Genomic DNA, 21,418 nt, shown 5'->3' with positions numbered 1-21,418 from the left:
ATGAGCAGGTCCTGCAAAAACTCCAACCGTCAAATACCTCACTCAAAGTTTGGTAAATTTTACGTTTTATTTATTAGAAAACTTGATCATTTTTTAATGTAGAGCGCATATTCCCATCGCATTTTATTAAAAGAATAACTTGAAAATAGTTTTCACACTAACTGAGCGATCAATGGACATTGGCCTACCGCAATCGAACGCCTGCGTTGCCCAAATACAAGTAAGCAGCCGGTCAAAATTACACATTAACATCCATGCCGATCATCTAATGCGTTATTGACAGATCGGTTTCATGTTTCTACGCAATTAGCTCAAACAACTCGAATTTTTTATGGAACCGCCCGATTTGAAGGCACTCAATTTTCGCTCCAGACAAGCGCTAAATACGGTAATACTCTTCCTCACCATATTTTGTCGATTATCAACTTTCAAAAACTATTAACAATAATAGTCAGGACAGAAAACGAACATTTAGTTTGACCAAAAATTCTAGTTTTTCTTACACTATTCAAAGAAAAGCTTTTACTTTCTGCATTTTATAAGAGTTTCAGCCAATTTTCATACCTGTCTCCGCAACATAATTTTAACCTATCGTTAACCTTTAGTTGAAATTTAGTATTAGCTCTATTCCAACCAATACTAAACAAGTGAATCTTTATTAATGAACCGAGTTTTTTCTAACGCACCATATCAATGTGTTATCGCTTGTTGCCTAATGTTAATTAGCACTAGTCAGATATGGGCGACTGAAACTAATAGTAGCCTGAAACTATTTTTTCAACACCCAGGTGATAATTGGGAAAATGACTCTTTACCATTAGGTAATGGAAAAATCGGTGCAACTATTCTGGGTCATGTTGTTAAGGAGTCTATTCAGTTTAATGAAAAAACCCTCTGGACGGGTGGGCCTCATTCATCTACAGGGGACGGATATGGTTTTCCTCCCTATTCAACAGAAGACTATTTATCCCGCTTAACAACTATACAGCAAGAAATCAATATCAACGGTAGTATGCCCCCCAAACAAGTTGCAGAGGTGTTGGGTTATGATCTAAAGAACTACGGCAGTTACCAAAGTTTTGGTTACTTACATTTGAGTTTTGATGCGACTCACGCTAAATACACTGAGTACACGCGACAATTAGACTTAAACACAGCCATCGCCTCAGTTAGTTATTTGGTCAATGACATTCGGTACTTACGTGAATATTTCGTCAGTTATCCAGATAATAGTTTGTTGGTTAAAATAAGCGCTGATAAAGCAGGTAGCATTAATTTAGCAGCGCATATTAGCGTACCTAAAAATAGAACCAGTCAAACACAGTTTCTGCATAAAAATGAATTATTAACCAGTGGGCAATTAACAGATAATAAGCAGCAATATGCCGCAATCTTAAAAATCACTCATGAAAACGGCAATGTAAAACAGGAAGATGATCGGTTTGTAGTCGCCAATGCCGACTCAGTAGTTTTACAGTTAAGCGCGGTGACAAATTACGAATTACGCCACCCTAACTACATCGGTACTGATGCTATTAGCCGTGTGAAAAACAACGTAAATGCCAGTAAGGATCTTTCCTATGCAGAATTTAAACAGCGTCACTTATCTGATTATCAAACATTATTCTCACGAGTAAGCTTCGAGTTAAATCAAGCCGCGCCTATGGCGATGGATAAAATGGTTAATGGGTATCCTTTTGAAGATCCAAAATTAAATCAATCTTTAGAGCGTATCTATTATCAGTATGGGCGGTATTTATTGATTGCCTCTTCACGAGCAGGCAGCTTGCCCGCCAATTTGCAAGGAATATGGAACCAAGACATTCAAGCCCCTTGGAGCGCTGATTACCACTTAAATATTAATTTACAAATGAATTATTGGTTGGCAGATATGACCAATTTACCCGAGACATTACCTCCTTTGTTTGACTATCTAGACAATTTAATGATTCCAGGCAAACAAGCTGCTGAACAATTATTTAACTCTCCAGGATGGGTCGTCTTTTTAAATAGTAACCCTTGGGGCTCGATTGGGCTGATAAAATGGCCTACAGCGTTTTGGCAACCCGAAGCCGCTGCTTGGATGGCAAATCAATATTTTGACCATTACCTGTACACATTAGATAAAACGTTTTTAGCAGACAAAGCCTATCCCATCCTAAAAAGTGCCAGTGAATTTTGGATAAAGAATTTAGTACCTCACCCTAAAACAAAACAATTAGCAGTCAACCCAAGTTATTCACCGGAGAATGGGAATTTTTCTGCGGGAGCCGCTATGTCTCAGCAAATTATTTTTGACCTATTTATGAAAACGTTTGCAAGCGCAGAATTATTAAATGATACGGAGATGCTGAATATATTATCCGCGGCCCTAGAGAAACTCGATATGGGTTTAAAGATTGGCAGTTGGGGGCAATTGCAAGAATGGGCACAAGATTGGGATAAGGAAGACAACAAACATAGACATGTGTCACATCTATACGCCCTACACCCGGGGAGTTATATCTCCAAAAACAACACTCCAGAATTAGCCAAAGCCGCAGTCACTTCACTTAACGCTAGAGGTGATGGAGGAACCGGTTGGAGTAAAGCGTGGAAAATTAATTTCTGGGCGCGCCTGTTTGATGGCAATCGCGCCTATAAACTATTACAAGAACAATTACACTCTTCCACTCTGGCCAATTTATGGAGCAGTCATCCGCCATTTCAAATAGATGGTAATTTTGGCGCAGTATCCGGTATGACTGAGATGTTGTTACAAAGTCATCAAAACACAATTCATTTATTACCAGCCCTCCCCCAAGCTTGGCCAAACGGCAAAATCCAAGGACTTAAAGCCAGAGGGAATGTACAAGTGGCCATGAAGTGGCATAACAATGCCTTACAAAAAGCGCGCATTACACCCTTGCAAAACAGCGAAATCAAGCTGAAAAACAGTCACTTTACGGATGCCCTAAGAGTGTTATCAAACGGCAAAAATATCCCGTTCAAAATCAATAATAAACATGAAGTCAGTTTTAGTACCTTAGCAAACCAAGAATACCTTGTATTGGTCAATCAACTAAGTCCAACCCCTAAGGAAAGTACACTACTAAAAGTCACTCTCAAATAAACTAAGAAACCAAAGTGAGAATACAAAAATGAAAAACATTCTAACAACTAACGTCAATAACCAATCGATATTTAGACGCTCTAAAGCGCAAATCAGCATTTTGGCCGCTTTGGGTTTATTAACCCCCAATATAGCTTTTACCCAAGAACAAAATGCTGAAGAAGAAAGCACCGAAGTCATTGAAGTGAAGGGACTTCGCTCTAGCATAGTCTCAGCACAATTAGTCAAAATGAACTCTGATAAAATTATGGATGGCATTAGTGCAGATGATATAGGAGCGTTACCCGACCGAAGTGTCACCGAGACATTACAACGAGTGGCAGGGGTAGCGATTGACCGCTATATGAGCCAAGGTGATCCTGAGCACTTTTCAGTGGAAGGCAATGGTGTAATTGTTCGAGGATTAACCCAGGTTCGCAGTGAATTAAACGGCCGTAGTACCTTCAGTGCAAACGGTGGACGTACACTGAGTTTTGGTGATGTGCCGCCTGAACTACTAAGTGCAGTGAATGTATATAAAAGCCCATCAGCAGACCAAATTGAAGGCGGATTGGCAGGTACTATTGACTTAGAAACGCGTCTACCTTTTCATAGTGATAAGCAACAAATTTCTTTTAACTTATCAGCAAACTACGGTGACAAAGTTCAAGATACCACCCCAGAATATTCATTTTTATATAGTAATTCTTGGGATACTGACTTAGGTAAATTTGGTTTATTAGCTGACGTAGCCTATTCAGAACTCTCTACTAGAAATGATTCAATGTACGTCCGCCCATTCTTCGCCCGCGATGATATTGCTGGAAAAGAAGGCAGCGCGGTATATATTCCTCGTGGAGCCGATTGGCGCTCCATGGACTTTAATCGAGAACGAACAGGTAATTACTTGGCGTTACAGTGGAAACCTAGCGAAAATCAAGAACTCACATTGACTTACTTCAACAGTAACTATGAAATGATGTGGGACGAAGATGCTATTTTTGTTAGCAACGATGTCACGGCTTTACAAGTAGATGCGAGTCAAAACCCTCAATATGACGCTAATGGTGTGATGACTGTAGGTAGACTGACCCAAGAAAATGGTATCAATATGGGGTCTGATATTCGTGTATCTAAAGAAGAGTCCGAAACCACCGATTTTGCATTAACTTACAAATATAGTGGCAAAGCATTTAACTTTAGCTTTGAAGCACAAAAAGTCGAAGCGACGACCAAAAAACTTGATTCAACCGTCGCTGTTGCCGTTAAAGTTCCCTATATTGATTTAGATTTAACTGGGTCTTTACCAACGGTTACATCAAATGCGGCCCATTTAGCCAATGAAGACAACTATTTTTGGGATTTCCTAATGGATAACCAAGTAGACAACAAAGCTGATATGACGGCATTTCAAGCTGACTTTGACTACTTCCTAGATAACGATGTGTTTCATACCGTTAGGTTTGGTGCTCGTTTTAGTGACTCTAGCTCAGATAACTTAGATAGCGGTTATAATTGGGGGGCTATAGGAAACTGGCTTATTGATGGCGGCGCGGTTATTAGTGGTGCCAACCCTTCAGCTTCTGACTTAAACCTTAATGAATTTAAAGACTTTTTCTCTGGTGATGTGCCTAGCCCTGCGAATATTTTTGCACCACTACGCAGCTATGCTGAAGGTTTCCCAGATAGTTATGCCGAAGTGAAAAGTAGAATCGAATATGTTGATTGGGCTCAAGGCGCAACTTGGCAACCTCGTAATCTTCAAGATGACCAATGGTTTAACGATCAATCTGAAAAAACCAAATCTGTGTATGCAATGGTTGATTTTAGTCTTGCAGATCTAGCTTACCCAGTACATGGTAATGTGGGAGTACGTTATGTCAAAACGGATAATGTTGCCCAAGGTCATGCAATCTTTGTTGATAGTTTATTGGTACCAGGTGGCGCCAATATTCCATTCGATGCTGAGCACTCATACGACAACGTATTACCGAGTTTAAACGTACGGGTAGAATTATCTGACTCGCTACTATTACGCTTCGCAGCAGCTAAGGCCATGGCTCGTCCAGACTTTAGTTCATTACAAGCACGAACGGTGTTTGATGTGACCTTCAAAGAAGAATCACGGAGTAAATTGGACCCTGAAGGTAATCCTATTGATGGTGCAAATATAGGCTTAAGCGACTTTGAATTTAGCTCATCATCATCCACTAATCCCAAGTTAGATCCAATGGAATCGACCCAATTTGATGTATCGTTAGAATGGTACTACGAAGAAGGTAGTTCGGCTTATTTAGCTTTGTTTACAAAGGATATAACAGGTTATCAAGTCACTGAGTTTGGCAACGAAACTCAAAATATAGCGGATGTAGGTCCAGTTGATTTTGTCACTCAACGACCAGAGAGTAGCGGCTCTGCCGATATCAGCGGTTTTGAACTGAGTCTAAACCACTTCTTTACTACTTTACCCGCGCCTTTCGACGGCTTAGGCATACAAGCAAACTACACCTATGTTGATAGCTCAACTGAAATTGAACCAGACGGAGCCCCTCTTGACACAGACGGCAGCAACTATGGCACTCAACCCTACAAAGGGCTGTCAAAAAATGCCTACAACTTAGTTGGTATATATCAAAAAGGTCCCCTTACTATGCGTTTAGCCTACAATTGGCGAAGTGAGTTTTTAACATCAATTGGCGCTAATGGTTTCAACGGTACCACTCGTATTTCCTCTGAAGGCTTTGTCAGGTCATCAGACGCAGAAGGAGCAGATAGTACTTGGCGTTTACCCATATTTAATGAAGCCGCTGGTTATCTAGATGGGTCAATTTCCTACGCCATTAACGATAACATTACGGTATCTCTTGAAGCCAACAACTTAAGCAATACCATCACTAAAAATACCATGCGTCAAAATGGTGCCGGCGATCATTACTCTGCCTACCATCAAAATGACACAAGGTATGCCTTATCTTTAAGAGGCAATTTCTAAAGAGTTCAGTTTTGTGTGTGGGGTAGTGTTCATTGTACCGAGAGCGCCGAGCTTTTGGTGCGGTGTTCACTGCCCATTTTAAGCAAATGTTAAAACTAAATGTTATCGGAGGTACTGTGCAATCTACTCCAATTAAACACATTGTCATTGTTGGAGGTGGTACCGCAGGTTGGATGGCAGCGGCAGCATCGGCGAATCGTTTACCCAAAGCATTTTGTAAAATCACTCTGATCGAATCAGATAGTATTGGCACCGTAGGTGTAGGTGAGTCCACCATTCCGCATATACGCCAATTTAATCAAACCCTAGGTATAGATGAAGCAACCTTTATCAAAGCAACAAATGCTACGGTAAAGCTAGGAATTAAATTTGATAATTGGGGAGAAATAGGCCAAAGCTATTTTCATCCATTCGGTGAATATGGAGAAATAACCAAGGGCATCGAGTTCCATCATTATTGGCTTAAAGAACAAGCCTTAGGCAAGTGCAGTTCCATAGCGGACTATTCTATTGCGGCTACTTCAGGTCTTAATGGAAAATTTCCTGTATCAACCCAAGCCAAACAAACCCAGTTTTCAGATTACAATTATTCATACCATATAGACGCTACCAGCTACGCGCGGTTTCTACGAAAATATAGCGAAACTAGAGGTGTCGTCAGAATCGAAGGTAAAGTTAGCAATGCCCACAAACATCAAAATGGTTTTTTGCGGAGTGTTGAACTAGAAAATGGCCAAACAATAGAAGCAGACTTTTTTATTGATTGTAGTGGCTTTAGAGCACTATTGATTGAAAAACAAATGCATAGCAAGTTTATAGACTGGAGCGAGTGGCTGTTAACCGATAGTGCAGTTGCTGTGCAATGCGAGCGGAATATACCGCTCCATCCCTACACTATCGCCTCCGCGCAATCAGCCGGCTGGCAATGGCAAATACCGTTACAACATCGAATGGGTAACGGATACGCCTATAGCGCTAAACATATAAATGATCAACAAGCGACGGATCAACTTATGTCGTCACTAACAGGAAAAGCCACAAGCGAACCTAGGATCATTCGATATAAGCCAGGTCGAAGAGAATGCAGTTGGGTCAAAAATTGTCTATCAATTGGACTTTCTAGCGGATTTTTAGAACCCCTTGAATCCACCAGTATCTATTTAATTCAACAAGGAATCAGTAAATTTTTAGAGCTATTGCCCAACAAAGATTGTGCTCAACCCATAATCGACGAATACAACCAAGCCCTGAGCCACTCTTACGAAGTTATTCGTAACTTTATTATTCTACATTTTCACCTAAATCAACGTAGCGACTCAGAATTTTGGCGATATTGTCAAAACATGTGCATTCCAGAGGAGTTAAAAAATCGTTTAGATTTATTTGCTGAATCAGGTAGGACAGATATTAGTCAGTTTGGTGTTTGGCCTGCGGTGTGTATTGGTCAAAACTTGCGGCCTAAATACTACGACTCAAGACTCGATACATTTGGTAATGATGAAATATTGCAGTATATGCAACAAACAAAATCAAAGATTAGTCATGCTTTAGCCAACATGCCTTCAGCAGAAGAGTTTATAGCTGACAGACTTAAAATTGCCCAAGAAGCGAAGGTATCGATTTAATGACTTATGCCAATACTAGCATTCAAAACAATGACCCCATTAAAAATATAGTAGTTATTGGCGGTGGTTCGATAGGTTGGTCGGCGTCTGTGGGTTTAGCCCGTGGATTACAAGGACAAAACTGCCAAATTAGCGTGGTAGATCTTCCCACAATTGAACCAGCACTTATCTCAGCTGCCCCCCACATTTTTGACTACCACAAAATTTTAGGTATACAAGAAAAGTCCTTACTGCAATCTGGTCATGGAAAGCTCACTTTGTCTCAGGGTTTTAAAGGATTTGATGCAGTTCATGAAGAAATATTTAATGGCTACGAGAACAGCTTACCGGAATTTTGCAGTATAGAATTACACCAAGTGTTGAATTGGCTGAATATAAATGACTATACGCCTTATTCACTGGCCTCTAGTGCATCCAAAGCTAAACGTCTTGCATTACCTAAGAGTGGCGTCGACCCTATCCAATCGAACTTTACTTGTGGCATGAATATTAATAATGCTGTGTATACGAAATTTATGCAGGGAGCAGCCGGACAGTTGGGCGTAAAAAGATACTCTGGCGCAATTTCAAACATTACAACCCATGCAAGTAACGGGTTCATTAATGAACTCACCCTAACAGATGGCACTGTTATCAAGCCAGATCTGGTTATTGATAATAGCGGTTTTGAATCGCTAATCATGGCTAATACCCTCAAGGTAGAATACACACATTCGCCCCTAAATTCGGTCATAAATAGGCAGGTTTCTAGCCAAAAAAACACTAGCTGTACTGCGCTACCCTATGCACTGCATAGCATTCATGAACTTGGTTGGATGGAGTCAGTCGTAATGAATAACCTCGAAACGACCACCTTGCGTTATGATTTGACCAAGGTAAATGACCATACCGCTAAACAAGCACTATGTGATATTACCGGCCAAGAAGAACAGCAAATACACAACACTCCATCTGGGCAACGCACCTCATTCTTTTACAAGAATTGTGTGGCCATAGGTGACGCAGCTGGATTTGTAGGATCTCCATCAGTTGAAAACCTAGTCATGTCACAACGCATGATCAGCAAATTACTCGATCTTTTTCCTAACAAAGCCTGCCTTGAGGCGAACCAAAATGAATATAACCGAAGAGTAGCCAAAGACTTTGAACAGGCTTTTGACTATTTGCATATGCACTATTTATGGGCCGCTAAAACACACCAACAAGTGCCTTGGCTGCAAGCGCTGCCAGAGCTAAATTCTCGGTTGCAACAAAGCATAGATCTTTTTAAAAGTAGTGGACGAGTGGCGTATGATTTAAACCCACTTATTCCACGTCAACGGTGGATTAATTTACTGCAACGCAGCTTTAAAAATGACGGGGCTCATGACCCACTACTAGGCTCGCTTCCCCAAGAAAAAGCCCACACCTTTCTACGTCAAATTGAAAACAAAATACAAATACTGATAAGGGAATTTAGAGCCTACAACTAAGGTTATGCCAACTTAAAAACAGCCATTAATGAAATAAGTCATTGAATAACAGATATACGGAGTTTCCTCTTTGAAAACAAATTTTTCACCCTTCAAACAGAAGACCAACCTTTTGAGTCTAATTTTTCCCTTTTTAGCATTGAGTCTAAATGCGTGTACTTCGGCAGATTTCTCAAATATGCCATCGACTGTGGATCATGTCTCTCTTCCTAAAGTTGTCACAGTAAAGGGTAAACATGCCTTTTTAGTGGATGATAAGCCCTACTTGATTTTAGGGGCACAAACTAATAATTCAGCAAATTACCCTGCAGCCCTCCCCATGGTGTGGCCGGTAGTTGAAAAACTTCATGCGAATACCTTAGGGATCCCCATCGCGTGGGAACAGATAGAACCTGTAGAGAATCAGTTTGATTTTAGGTATCTCGACTCCCTTATCGCTCAAGCCAAAGAGCATGATGTTCGCCTAATTTTGTTATGGTTTGCGACATGGAAAAACAACGCTCCGCATTACGCACCAGCTTGGGTTAAGTTAAATAATAAACGTTTTCCTCGTGTCATTACCAAGGACGGCGAAACCCTTAATTCTCTCTCACCTCACGGACAAAACACACTGGAAGCCGACAAAAAGGCATTCATCAGGTTAATGACCTATTTAAAAGAGAAGGATCCGCAACATCAAGTCATCATGGTGCAAGTACAAAACGAAGTAGGTACCTATGGTAGTAAGCGGGATTTCTCTCCCCTGGCTGAAAAAGAGTTTCAAAAAAATGTGCCTGCCTCTCTGGTGCAAAAATTGGGTTCCCAAAATGGTTCGTGGAAAAGTGTATTTGGTGAAGATGCGGATGAATTTTTTCATGCGTGGCACATAGCTCGCTACGTCAATGAAATAGCTTCAGCTGGAAAAAGTATCAAGTCACTCCCTATGAATGTAAATGTGGCGTTACGTAATCCATTCAACCCGGGTGACGGTTATTCTATGGGCGGTCCCACTGACAATGTCATTGACTTATGGAAAGTAGCTGCACCTGAAATTGATATGATTTCGCCCGACATTTACTTTCGAGACCATAAAACAGCCAGCAAAGTATTAGAACTTTACTCTCGTGACGACAACCCACTATTTGTGGCTGAAATAGGCAACGACCAACCCTATGCACGATATTTTTGGTCTACCTTAGGTGAACAAGGGATTGGCTTTGCGCCCTTTGGTATGGATTATACTGACTACGCTAACTTTCCATTAGGGGCTAAATCTGTCACTGATGAAGTGCTAGCCCCCTTTGCTGAAAACTATGCGTGGATAAAAGACTGGGCGTCTAAGTGGGCAGAGCTAAGTTTTAATAATCAAACATGGGGCGTGTCTGAACCCAATGATTCCGTTAAAGACAAAGCCGTTTGGAATGCAAAAACATCTGCCATTTCTGCTCAAGAAAATGGCAAAAATTTCACTCAGAATCTAGATTTAGGCTTATGGAATGCTGAGATTACCTATGGCCGTGCGATGTTTTGGATCGATCCACCTACTGGTAATCACCCTTCTTCTGGCGGTGCGTTAATCGCCAAACTTGCAGATAACGAATTTCTTGTAACAGCCATGCGCGCTCGCGTGACCTTTACTCCATCTGACGAAATTAAAGATAGCCCTTATATGATAGAACGGGTGGAAGAAGGTTATTTCAATCATCAAGGAGAATGGGTGATGCAACGTGTTTGGAACGGCGACCAAACTGACTGGGGACTTAACTTCACTTCAAATAGACACATTTTAAAAATCAAACTAGCTACACATATCTTGTAGCAGGCCTATGCTGGCCATGTTTTAAATAACTCAACTCAATAAGAATGATTATGAAACCTCAAATAACAATACCGCTAACAGTCGCCACCTTTATAGTTTTCTCTAATTGCCAACCTACTGCTAGTGATAAAGAGATCGTACACAACAACAAAATCCCCTTATACCAAGGAGTTCCTCTGCGCACATGGCAGATTGAGATAAATAATGACCAGCAAACTCAAGTAATAACAGGCGCAAATAGTCAGTTACCTGACCAAACGGTGTTAGCAAAATCAATTAACAAAAATACACAAAACGATGCCCTGCAATTGACCTTTAACGATACTTGGTACGCAAGTATGTCATTCACTGGCGGTGAACCATTAGATTTATCACAGTTTATGTCCACTGGCGTTGTGTCCTTTGATATTCGTCTCGACGATATAAAAAATGCAGCATTAGATCTTAAGATGAGTTGCGGCAAAAACTGTGAAGCAAGCGTTAGATTAAGAGAGTGGGCCCTTGAACAAGATCCGACTAAGTGGCACCACCTAGCTATTCCTCTTAATTGTTTTACCCAAAAAGGGGGGGAATTTTCAGCCGTGAATCAACCTTTTACCTTAGTTACTGGTAACCAAGGTAAACTCAGCATAGGTAATATTGAAATTATACAAACGGGCGTTGCGAATTTTAGCTGCCAAGATTTGAGTCAGATATCTACAACGCCAGCAACCCTAAATGAAAGTTGGTCAGTTGATTGGTGGTTACCCCGTCATAAAGAAAAACTCGCAAAGCGCTCGCAAGAAGTTGAGTTACTTATGATAGGTGACTCTATTACCCATGGCTGGGAAGATAAAGGCAAAACTGTTTGGGATAAAGAGTTTTCAGACATCAATACCATTAATTTAGGCTTTGGTGGTGATAGAACTGAAAATGTACTCTGGCGTTTAGAACATGGTGCTATAGACAATATCGCCCCCAAGTTAGCTGTTATCATGATTGGCACCAACAATACGGGCCATAGGCTTGATCCTCCAGAAGAAATCTACCAGGGTATTGATGCTATAGTCGAAAAAATTCAGCAAAAATTACCCAAGACTAAAATTGTAATATTCTCGATTTTTCCAAGAAGTGCCCAAGCCAATGACAAGTTGCGAATTAACAATAATCAAAGCAACCAATTGTTAGGTAAACTCAAAGACAAATACCCGCTAGAAGTGCTAAATATCAATCAGGATTTCTTAGATGCCAAGGGCAATTTAAGCACAGAGATAATGCCAGACTTACTGCACCCAAACGAGCAAGGTTACCAAATATGGGCCAACAAATTAAAGCCTGTTTTTGCTAAGTATATCACCGCTGAGTAGCACTGAATAAACCGGTATACCGTAGTTATTTTGCTTTGCAATAAATACGCTATAGGCACAACCATTAACATCTAAAGCAGGGCTTATTTATGCACCAACAAGGGTAATCTATGTTGACACAAAACCAATACCTTGTTTAGATGACAGCATATTAAATTAAGGGCTTTTAACACTCAAAATGCTCAAGTTTTATAAGAAAGCATTCATATTTTTTATTGCGCTACTTTTCATCACATCTAGTGTCGGTTACCTCTCTGTTAAAACGACCTTCTTACAAAGTCAGCTCATTCCCAAAAACACCAGTATTTTCCCCTGGCATACTCAAATAGGCTCGGATGCAGAAGATGGCGGTCAGTCAACAGTCAATATCATAGATAGCTTATTTAGTTTAAACTTTAATATTAAAGTGAGTAGCTCGGTGCAATATCCGGTTGCCATGACAGAGCTGGTATTCGAAGATAAAACAGGTCAATGGTCTTACGTTGATTTTTCTAGGTTTGACTCGATTAGTTTTAGTGCCAAATGTGAACCCGAAAATGTACTAACCTTTGCCCTGTACACGGAAGACGATCAGATCACAAATGTAGACGATAAACGCTCTTATCGGATATCAACCTCCTATTTTTCTTGTGATCAAAAATGGCAAGACTTCAACATAGATCTCACTCGACTAGAAACACCAGAGTGGTGGTATAAATGGTTCGATCACGAGTTGAGTAAAAAAGAATATAACCTACAGAAAACCGCCAGACTTTCTTTTGGCAGTACCATTCAATCCCCCAAAGACGTTGAGTCTAATATTCACATCAATAACTTACAATTGCATGGCCGTGATTGGTTTTTTCTATACGCATTTGCCGGGCTTTTTGCTTGTATCTGGATTGGCAGTATTGTTTGGTTACACAGAGAATACACTAAAGCGCTGCTATCCGATTTAAAAGCAAAAATACAAAAAGACCGTCCCCTTGTAGCCTATCAACAACTTACTATGGAGCCACAAAAAAACAAAGAAGCGTCAACCATATTGCGGTTCATGGCAACTGAATATGCAAACATGGATTTACATTTAGATACTATGGTTCAAGAGATAGGAATTAACAGAAACAAAATTAACGAAATACTTAAAAACGAATTGGGTTATACCTTTAGTGCCTACCTTAATAAACTTAGGTTAACCGAAGCGGCTAGATTATTGTCAACTCAAAAATCCGCTAACATTTCAGAAATTGCCTATTCGGTTGGTTATAAAAACGTCCCCTATTTTAACAAGTTGTTTAAATTGGAGTACGATTGTAGTCCGAAAAAATTTAAGGATACCTACTTAACCTGAGCTCAGGATACTTAGATAACCAATCTTCATACAATCAAGATTAAGTATTTGTTGAATCAAACATGGGTATTCTATTGCGAATTCGAGCAACCCAGGGTAAGTCCATTTAAAACCCGCCAAAAAGGGAAAACAAAAGGTATTATTGTCAATTTTGCGACAAAAACTAACACTATCTGCATAATTCAATAGTTATTACGGATCCTGCTATACCCATAACTCAAAGTGGCAATAAACTGGTTTTATAAGTCTAAGTCGCTATTGCTATCACACAACAAGAATCAAGCAACTATGATAAAAACCTCTCAAATAAAGACGGCTTTGTTTTCAGTCATGTTAATTTTTGGCATTACAGGCATAAGCAGTTGTGGCAGTTCGGGAAGTGCTACCCCGTCAGATACATCTACTGTGATAACTCCTCCGGTTGTGTCCACTCCAATAGAGCCAACCGCACGTTACCCCGATTACAACTCCAGCCCTTTACCTGATGACAGCTCAGGTATGGAAAGTAATGCTCAACAATTAGCGGCTAACATGACCTTAGGTTGGAATATTGGCAACACCTTAGAAGCCATTGGTAGCGAAACCGCTTGGGGTAACCCACTCATTAGCAGGGATCTAATTCAGTTAGTCAAAGACAGTGGATTCAACGCTATCCGTATTCCTACTTCTTGGGATCAGTACTCTGATCAAGAAACAGCTGAGATTGAGGTAACTTGGCTTAATCGTGTAAAAGAGGTGGTGCAATATTGTGTCGATAATAATTTGTACGTCATCCTTAATATTCATTGGGATGGAGGCTGGTTAGAAAACAATATTACTACAGAAAAACAACAAGAAAACAATGCTAAACAAAAAGCATTTTGGCAACAAATAGCGACTCACTTAGAAGAGTTCGATGAACATCTAATTTTTGCCAGTGCCAATGAACCCCATGTTGAAGACGCTGAACAAATGGCTGTTTTATTGTCATACCATCAAACCTTCGTAGACACAGTGCGTGCAACAGGTGGTAAAAATTCCAATCGAGTTTTAGTGGTACAAGGTCCAAAGACCGATATCGAATTAACCGATCAACTATGGGGTGACATGCCTAACGATTCAGTCACCGATAGACTAATGATGGAAGTGCATTTTTATACACCTTATCAATTTACCTTAATGAACAAAGATGAAAGTTGGGGAAATCAGTTCTTTTATTGGGGAAAAGATTATCAATCTGTCGATGATACTCAGCGTAATACGAACTACGGTGAAGAAGCCGCGGTCGACCTACTATTCAAATCAATGAAGGAGAAATTTGTTGATAAAGGAATCCCTGTTATTTTGGGAGAATACAGTGCAGTGCGCCGTAATGGGCAACTAACTGGCGAAGCATTAAACTTACATTTAGCCTCTCGAGCTTATTACCACGAATATGTCACCCAACAAGCAATAATGAACGGACTGGTCCCTTTTTATTGGGACAGTGGTGGTTTAGACACTTTTGCAGCAGGTATTTTCGATCGTAGTGACTTAACAGTATTTGACCAACAAACATTGGACGCACTTCTCAAGGGTGCCATCACTCCTTAACTAGAGTTTGTGCTCTTCCAATCCTAAAGGCCTGATGAAATTTATCGGGCTTTTTATTACTCAAACCACTTCCCAATTCACTTTGATTTATCAATTAAACCCATGTTTAATTTACAAATTCTAAATCAAACAAAAATTAAAAGGATTAGTCGTTAATTTTTCTTTCACTATTCAAATAAAAAGTATCACTTTCTGCATTTTATAAGGGTTCCAGTCAATTTTCATACCTACCTTAGTCAACATATCTTTAACCTAGCGTTAACTTTACACAAACACCTAGTTGACGCTACTGGGTCAGAAATTAAACAAGTGATCATAATGACTCGACTCTTTTTAAATTCGCCTTATATAAATTTAGTCACTTATTGTTTAATCATATTAAGTTCGAGTCTGTTAGCTGCGAGGAGTATAGGTAAAATAAAACTTCATTTTTCCTAAAATCAAAATACATGAACCCTCATATTTTCTAAATTGACATCTATTTTATAATCTTAAGGGAGTGAAAACCCGCTATTTTTCGTCTACTAATCAACTGCCTTACATCATTCAGAATTTAGAAAAAGCGCTTCTCGCTGTTGTGCAAACCAGCTCTGAAATACTCACGCTGTTAGCCGAATTCTTTATACGTTGTTAGTTATGTTCACTTATACACTTAGTGTTTGTTAACGCTATGAAACATACTGCTCACTTTGCGGTATCTAAAGGTAAGGTTACTTCTTACTAAAATAAATGATTTGCTAAATAGGCGGGCTAACCCACCAAAAAGCAATAGGGGAAAGACAATGCTAAACAAACATAAATTTTCGTTACTTATCGGTGCCTTGATCAGCCCGATGGCACTCACTGCTGCAGAAATGGAACCATGGCAGAAAGCCGAAGTAACAGAGGTTTGGGAGCCTACACCAGAGATCGTAACGGTCGATAAAAATAATATACCTTCAGATGCCACAGTACTGTTTGACGGCACGTCTTTAAATCAATGGCAAAGTGCGAAAGAAGGCGAAGCTAAATGGTTACTTAAAGACGGTGCCATGACAGTAGTGGCTGGTACCGGCGATATTAAAACCAAAGCGACATTTTGTGATGCCCAATTACATGTTGAGTGGAAAATGCCAACCCAAATCACCAACGAAAAAGGTGAGTTGTTAACAGGACAGGGCCGCAATAACAGCGGGGTTTTCTTGCAGCAGCGCTATGAAATTCAAATACTCGACTCGTATAACAATAAAACCTATGCCAATGGTCAGGCTGGTGCAGTGTATAAACAACATATTCCTCTGGTAAATGCCACTAAGGCGCCAGGCGAATGGCAAAGTTATGACATTATTTTTACCGCACCAGTGTTTGATGCGGCTGGAAAATTAAAGTCCAAAGCAAAAATGACAGCCTTGCATAATGGCGTGCTAGTGCAGAATCACGTTGAAATACAAGGTGTCACTGAGTGGATCGGAGCGCCAACATATAGCGCTCATGGTTGCGATTCCATTCGTTTACAGGATCATGGAAACCCAGTGAGCTTTCGTAATATTTGGATAAGAGAATTATAAACAAATAATTTAACAGCCTCGACTTACCAGCAGTCGATTGTATAAGTAAAACAGATTCGAGAACCTTAGAATGAAAATAATTACCCTTCTCCAGCTTACATTGGTCCTAAGCATATTTAGCCATAATGTGGTTGTCGCAGATGTTTCGCAGCAGTTTAAAGACAACCCAGACTGGTCAATGGCCAGTGCTGTTAGTGCAATCGACAATAAACTACAAATAGCCGCTGCTACTGAGAGTGACAATTCAATATTTGTGACCACTGGAAGCAGTAAACCTTTAGAACATAAATCCTACTTAGGTGATGCGTTAATCAGTCTTGAATATTTATTACCTAAAGACGGTAGAGCTTTTTTAGTGGTGCAGCGCCGCTATGATGTTTTGATGCCGGCGAATAACAACGAATGGCAACATATGCAGGTGAAATACCGTACTTCACGATATGACGATGCTAGCAACAAAGTCGACCCAGCAATGGTGGTAGAAGTGAAGGTTAACGGTAATGTTGTAGAAAAAAATGTCATTTATACAACCTTTAGTCAACATGCGTTAACCAATTGGGATAATCCTATGGATGGTTTGGCAATTGTGGCGGATGGCAATCCTTTAGCGCTGCGCAATGTGAGTGTGCAACGAGCTGATTTTTCTGCAATAACGCTACCGGTGGAATCGGGCGGGGATACCAATGAGGCCGAGTTAATCGATTTTGTGGCTACGGGTAAAGATAGTTTTGAGTCTGTTGGCTGTAATGTTTGTCACAGTGTTGATGCGGCAAACGCGCAAGCGACTACTGGCCCTAATTTATATGGGTTGTTTACCCTCACCCCAAGAGAACGAGAAATTGTGGAAGGGGGGGAAAACCATCGTTTCCAAATAAAAGCGGATCGAAAGTATCTTCATACCAGCATCCGTACACCAGCTTCTCAATTGGCGGTCGCTGAACATGGTAAAAACGCAGGCCAAGCTTATATGCCAATTATGCCGGCGTTTTCAAAGCAAGTGTTAAATGACCAGCAAGTCGATGCTATTGGTGCCTATCTGGCCACACTTAACTCAGGAGGCGCACAAGGGCCCGTAGTTAAGTTAATGTCTCAAGAAGGACAGGCTGAATACGATCCGCTAAAGGATGATTTACAACTATTGGTAGACCGCCGTACTCGAATTCAACGTGGCCCCCTCGAAGGTACTTCAGGTCGCGCTATTCATGTAGGTCAGGTTAATAGTATTAATTACAGCTTTGACCCACGCATACTTGGAATCAGTAAAATATGGCAAGGCGGTTATTTAGACATGGGGGGGGAGTTCCAAAACCGAGGAGGTAAGGGTTTAAAAACCGGCTATCAAAGTATGGAAATTAACATGGGTGCGCAAAATGTATTAATGGCACCTTTGAATCAAGCGGGTCAGCCTATTGATTTTACTTTCCAAAGTGCAATATTTGGTGATAAAAAACGCATTTTAGCCGAACTATATTCAAAAGAAGATCATGTGGATAAGTTAGCTAAAGTGAATGCCCAATTTAAAGGCTATGACATCGATTCTTCAAAACCTGCTGCCGCACCAGTATTTCATTACCGCGTGGGCAACAATGAATTATCTGTCAAAACTGAGATTGACAGTAAAGGCCTAGTCAAAGTGTTTGTTTCTGGGACATTACAAAACAGTCAAAGCTTTGCAATTAACAATGAATTACTGTCAGACCTGAATGTCTCCAGTGGTACCTTGGAAAAAGGTAAATGGACCTTAGCGAACGGTGAAGTTAACGGACTACTAACCGCAAAAATACCTGTTTCCAGCAATCCATGGAAAGCACCTAAATCTACTTTTGATTTTATTCAGCAACCTTTAAAAGTGCAAGCTGCAGAAGCCAATATGCCTGCAGGGTATAGTATTGAAAACTATTATGCGCCTAAAGACCATTATGGACGTGAGCAGTTATTTGAGGCCTTGGGGCTGGCGGTAGCCGAAGACGGTACCATAGTAGTCGCAACTCGCACTGCCGGTATTTGGCGACTGAAAAACAACCAATGGACTCGTTTTGCTGAAGGCACTTTTGATAGTCTTGGTGTACAAATCGAAGATAAACATGGCTTGCAGTTGGTAGTGGGCCAAAAAGCAGAATTAACCCGGATTTCTGATACTAATGGTGATGGCATTGCTGATAGTTACCAAACTATGTTTGATAGCTTTAGCTACCACGGTAATTATCATTCCTATATGCATGGCCCAGTGCGTGGCGGTGATGGCGCTTATTATCTAAGTATCAACTTAGCTGATGGGGGTGATGGTGGCGCGTATAACGCTGGAGGACCTTATATGGGTTCAGCTGGTGGCTATGCTGGCTGGCATTTCCGTGTTGATCAGAAAAATAGTGCTCAGACCTGGGCGAATGGTATGCGAAGCCCAGCAGGTATAGGCACTGCACCGGATGGAAAGGTATGGTATTCGGATAATCAGGGTGAGTATATGGGCACCTCGAAAATCTTTATTGTGGAAAAAGATGGTTTTTATGGCCATCCATCGAGCCTAGTTGATTTGCCTGGAATGACCCCTGACTCCCCTGAAATCTTATGGGAACAAGTGTTAGATAAAAGGGTCAAGCCGATCATTTTGCTACCTCACAACCGAGTAGCGAATTCGCCAGGTAACCCTGCATGGGATACCAGCAAGGGTAAATTTGGCCCTTATTCTGGACAAATGCTGATGGGGGACCAAACACAGTCTAATTTGTTTCGTGTTGCTACTGAACAGGTAAATGGTCAGATGCAGGGCAGTGTCATGCCGTTTATCGATGGCTTGGAGTCTGGTGTGATGCGGCCAGTATTTTTAGACGATGGTAGTTTGTTGTTAGGACAAACTGGCCGTGGTTGGCAAGCTAAAGGTGGTCATGTTGCCAGCTTGCAACGCGTGATGTGGGATGGTAAAACTATCGCACCAGCTATTAAGCAACTGCTGGCTACTGATAAAGGTTTTACTGTACAGCTAACCCAACCAATAGCTAATTCTGTTAACGTGGAGACATTACTTAAAGCGATTAAACTGGATTCGTGGGTATACCATGATGCTCCGAGATATGGTTCAGATGAAATGGGGCATCATCAAGAGGCTGTAAAAGCGCTAAATGTGAGTGATGATCGCCAATCGTTTACTATAGAATTGGCCACCTTGACTCACCCTTCTGTGCATCCTCAACAAACGGCGCGGGTGTATCACCTTTTGTTACAGTCTAAGGCTTTATTTAATCTAGTGAGTTCTGAAACAATGACGGCTTACTACAGTTTATATTCATTTTCTAAATAGGAGCGATAGGCTCTCATTCGATTTCTGCCAGCTTTCGCTGGCACTTTTTGAATTACCTGAGACTTGTTTTGAAATGACTTTATCTTGGGTTAGCCATTAGTATGGTTATGAACATGTCGGTTTAAGTCGAAGAAAACAATATTATTGAAAACCGCATTGTCACTGACAGTTATAGTGCCGTTGAACAAGCACAAATTACATACGAACCTGGTATCCCGGAACTACTGAAGTGGGCGAGTATGTAAAATTTCCCGATGATCTAGCCTTAGGTCAGTACGACTTATCATTATATATTGCTGATGTGTCAAATGACGGCGCAATAGCCACCCGCCACGAATACAGTATTCAGTTAGTGAATATTGACGCATGGGACGCTGAAACCGGTTACAACACCTTAAATCAAAGCCTTGATGTTGAGGCTTTTGTTGCAGGTGAAGATAAAAATACAAAACCAACTGAGCCTTTAATTGAGCCCGACAACGAACCCGAAAATGAGCCTGTAAATATTGCTATATCAATTGATGGTGCATCTGATGATTGGGAAAACATTCCCACACTAGCTAGTGCTGAAAACCAACAAACGACGTCTTTAAAAGTGGTGGCGGATGAAACCTATCTATACCTCGCTATCACGGGTAACGACATGGGACCTTACTTCGATCTATTTATTTATACTGACGGTGAAAGCGGCAGCGGATTTCAATCCTTTGATTGGCCGATATCCGGCGCAGACTATTTAATTCAGCAAGGTACAGACGGCGTGATTAACTTACATAAATCCACTGGTACAGGTTGGAGTTGGGGCGGGGAAACCTCTGCTCTAACAAATAATTCAGCCTTACTTAGCGTTTCAAATCGCCTTATTTGCCATTTCTTACATTAGCTGGCCAATAGCTACAATGGTGGTTATTTAGCTGAACTCTAATTGAGCGACATATACCTTTCATCTATGCATGTCTTTATTAGTCGTCAGGTTCAAAATTTTCTTTTTTTGTAGACCAATCATCACCTCATATGAATAGAAATTATTGTTCTTAGGCTTCGGACTGCTGCATATTATACCTGAAGTATAATCATCATCGGCAAATCCATCCTTAAAATAGACACGGGCTCCAATTTTGAATATTCCACTGAGCGAAATTGGTGTAAGAAAATCAGGGAGATAAGTAAGTCTTTCTCTTTCATACTAAAATTTCACTTGCGTATTCCTTAGTGATATCAGGTACTCAATGTTAGGCCTTGTCAAATTCAGTTTGGACTGAATCGGATTATGATTTAACCCTTTGTCTTCATTAACCATACAGTTGTTACTTATCACAGGTACGCCTGATTGATTACGAGTGTCTG

The 21,418-nt window shown here is 40.7% G+C and carries 11 protein-coding genes; all 11 read left to right on the top strand.

Annotated elements, in window-relative coordinates; all coding sequences use genetic code 11:
• Positions 1–715: 715 nt before the first annotated feature.
• The 11 genes from ABJK37_RS21105 to ABJK37_RS21055 all read left to right on the top strand — a co-directional run bounded on the left by ABJK37_RS21105 (position 716) and on the right by ABJK37_RS21055 (position 20,954).
• Positions 716–3,112: a glycoside hydrolase family 95 protein gene (locus tag ABJK37_RS21105; RefSeq protein WP_348357963.1), complete on the top strand. Its 2,397-nt coding sequence runs from the start codon at positions 716–718 to the stop codon at positions 3,110–3,112.
• A 28-nt stretch (positions 3,113–3,140) separates the two neighbouring features.
• Positions 3,141–6,083 (top strand): TonB-dependent receptor, encoded by a 2,943-nt coding sequence (locus tag ABJK37_RS21100; protein WP_348357961.1) that lies wholly within the window; start codon positions 3,141–3,143, stop codon positions 6,081–6,083.
• Between the two features lie 116 nt (positions 6,084–6,199).
• A complete protein-coding gene (locus ABJK37_RS21095) occupies positions 6,200–7,708 on the top strand; it encodes a tryptophan halogenase family protein (RefSeq protein WP_348357959.1) in 1,509 nt (502 codons plus the stop codon).
• A complete protein-coding gene (locus ABJK37_RS21090) occupies positions 7,708–9,180 on the top strand; it encodes a tryptophan 7-halogenase (RefSeq protein WP_348357957.1) in 1,473 nt (490 codons plus the stop codon). The genes ABJK37_RS21095 and ABJK37_RS21090 overlap by 1 nt, the downstream gene beginning before the upstream one ends.
• Before the next feature lie 112 nt (positions 9,181–9,292).
• On the top strand, positions 9,293–10,978 hold the full coding sequence (locus ABJK37_RS21085; RefSeq protein ID WP_348357955.1) for a DUF5597 domain-containing protein: 1,686 nt from the start codon (positions 9,293–9,295) through the stop codon (positions 10,976–10,978).
• A gap of 50 nt (positions 10,979–11,028) precedes the next feature.
• The gene (locus tag ABJK37_RS21080) at positions 11,029–12,324 is read left to right on the top strand and encodes a putative glycoside hydrolase (RefSeq protein WP_348357953.1); all 1,296 of its coding nucleotides are present in this window, start codon (positions 11,029–11,031) and stop codon (positions 12,322–12,324) included.
• 178 nt (positions 12,325–12,502) lie between these two features.
• Entirely contained in the window at positions 12,503–13,654 is a 1,152-nt protein-coding gene (locus tag ABJK37_RS21075) for a helix-turn-helix transcriptional regulator (RefSeq protein WP_348357951.1), read from the top strand.
• 288 nt (positions 13,655–13,942) lie between these two features.
• Positions 13,943–15,226: a glycoside hydrolase family 5 protein gene (locus ABJK37_RS21070; protein ID WP_348357949.1), complete on the top strand. Its 1,284-nt coding sequence runs from the start codon at positions 13,943–13,945 to the stop codon at positions 15,224–15,226.
• An 833-nt stretch (positions 15,227–16,059) separates the two neighbouring features.
• A complete protein-coding gene (locus ABJK37_RS21065; RefSeq protein WP_348358242.1) occupies positions 16,060–16,773 on the top strand; it encodes a DUF1080 domain-containing protein in 714 nt (237 codons plus the stop codon).
• 70 nt (positions 16,774–16,843) lie between these two features.
• Positions 16,844–20,071, top strand: a complete 3,228-nt coding sequence (locus tag ABJK37_RS21060) for a c-type cytochrome (RefSeq protein ID WP_348357947.1) — start codon at positions 16,844–16,846, stop codon at positions 20,069–20,071.
• 229 nt (positions 20,072–20,300) lie between these two features.
• Positions 20,301–20,954, top strand: coding sequence for a hypothetical protein (locus ABJK37_RS21055; RefSeq protein WP_348357945.1), 654 nt, complete (start codon positions 20,301–20,303; stop codon positions 20,952–20,954).
• Positions 20,955–21,418 lie beyond the last annotated feature (464 nt).

The organism is Paraglaciecola sp. (genome assembly GCF_039964565.1).
Lineage (GTDB): Bacteria > Pseudomonadota > Gammaproteobacteria > Enterobacterales > Alteromonadaceae > Paraglaciecola.
The sequence above is the reverse complement of the archived record's forward strand: the minus strand, read 5'-3'. Positions and strand labels throughout refer to the sequence as shown.

Coding starts and splice junctions, on each gene's coding strand:
- ABJK37_RS21105 (WP_348357963.1), top strand. CDS start 716: ATGTTAATTAGCACTAGTCAGATATGGGCGACTGAAACTAATAGTAGC.
- ABJK37_RS21100 (WP_348357961.1), top strand. CDS start 3,141: ATGAAAAACATTCTAACAACTAACGTCAATAACCAATCGATATTTAGA.
- ABJK37_RS21090 (WP_348357957.1), top strand. CDS start 7,708: ATGACTTATGCCAATACTAGCATTCAAAACAATGACCCCATTAAAAAT.
- ABJK37_RS21080 (WP_348357953.1), top strand. CDS start 11,029: ATGAAACCTCAAATAACAATACCGCTAACAGTCGCCACCTTTATAGTT.
- ABJK37_RS21075 (WP_348357951.1), top strand. CDS start 12,503: ATGCTCAAGTTTTATAAGAAAGCATTCATATTTTTTATTGCGCTACTT.
- ABJK37_RS21070 (WP_348357949.1), top strand. CDS start 13,943: ATGATAAAAACCTCTCAAATAAAGACGGCTTTGTTTTCAGTCATGTTA.
- ABJK37_RS21065 (WP_348358242.1), top strand. CDS start 16,060: ATGGCACTCACTGCTGCAGAAATGGAACCATGGCAGAAAGCCGAAGTA.
- ABJK37_RS21060 (WP_348357947.1), top strand. CDS start 16,844: ATGAAAATAATTACCCTTCTCCAGCTTACATTGGTCCTAAGCATATTT.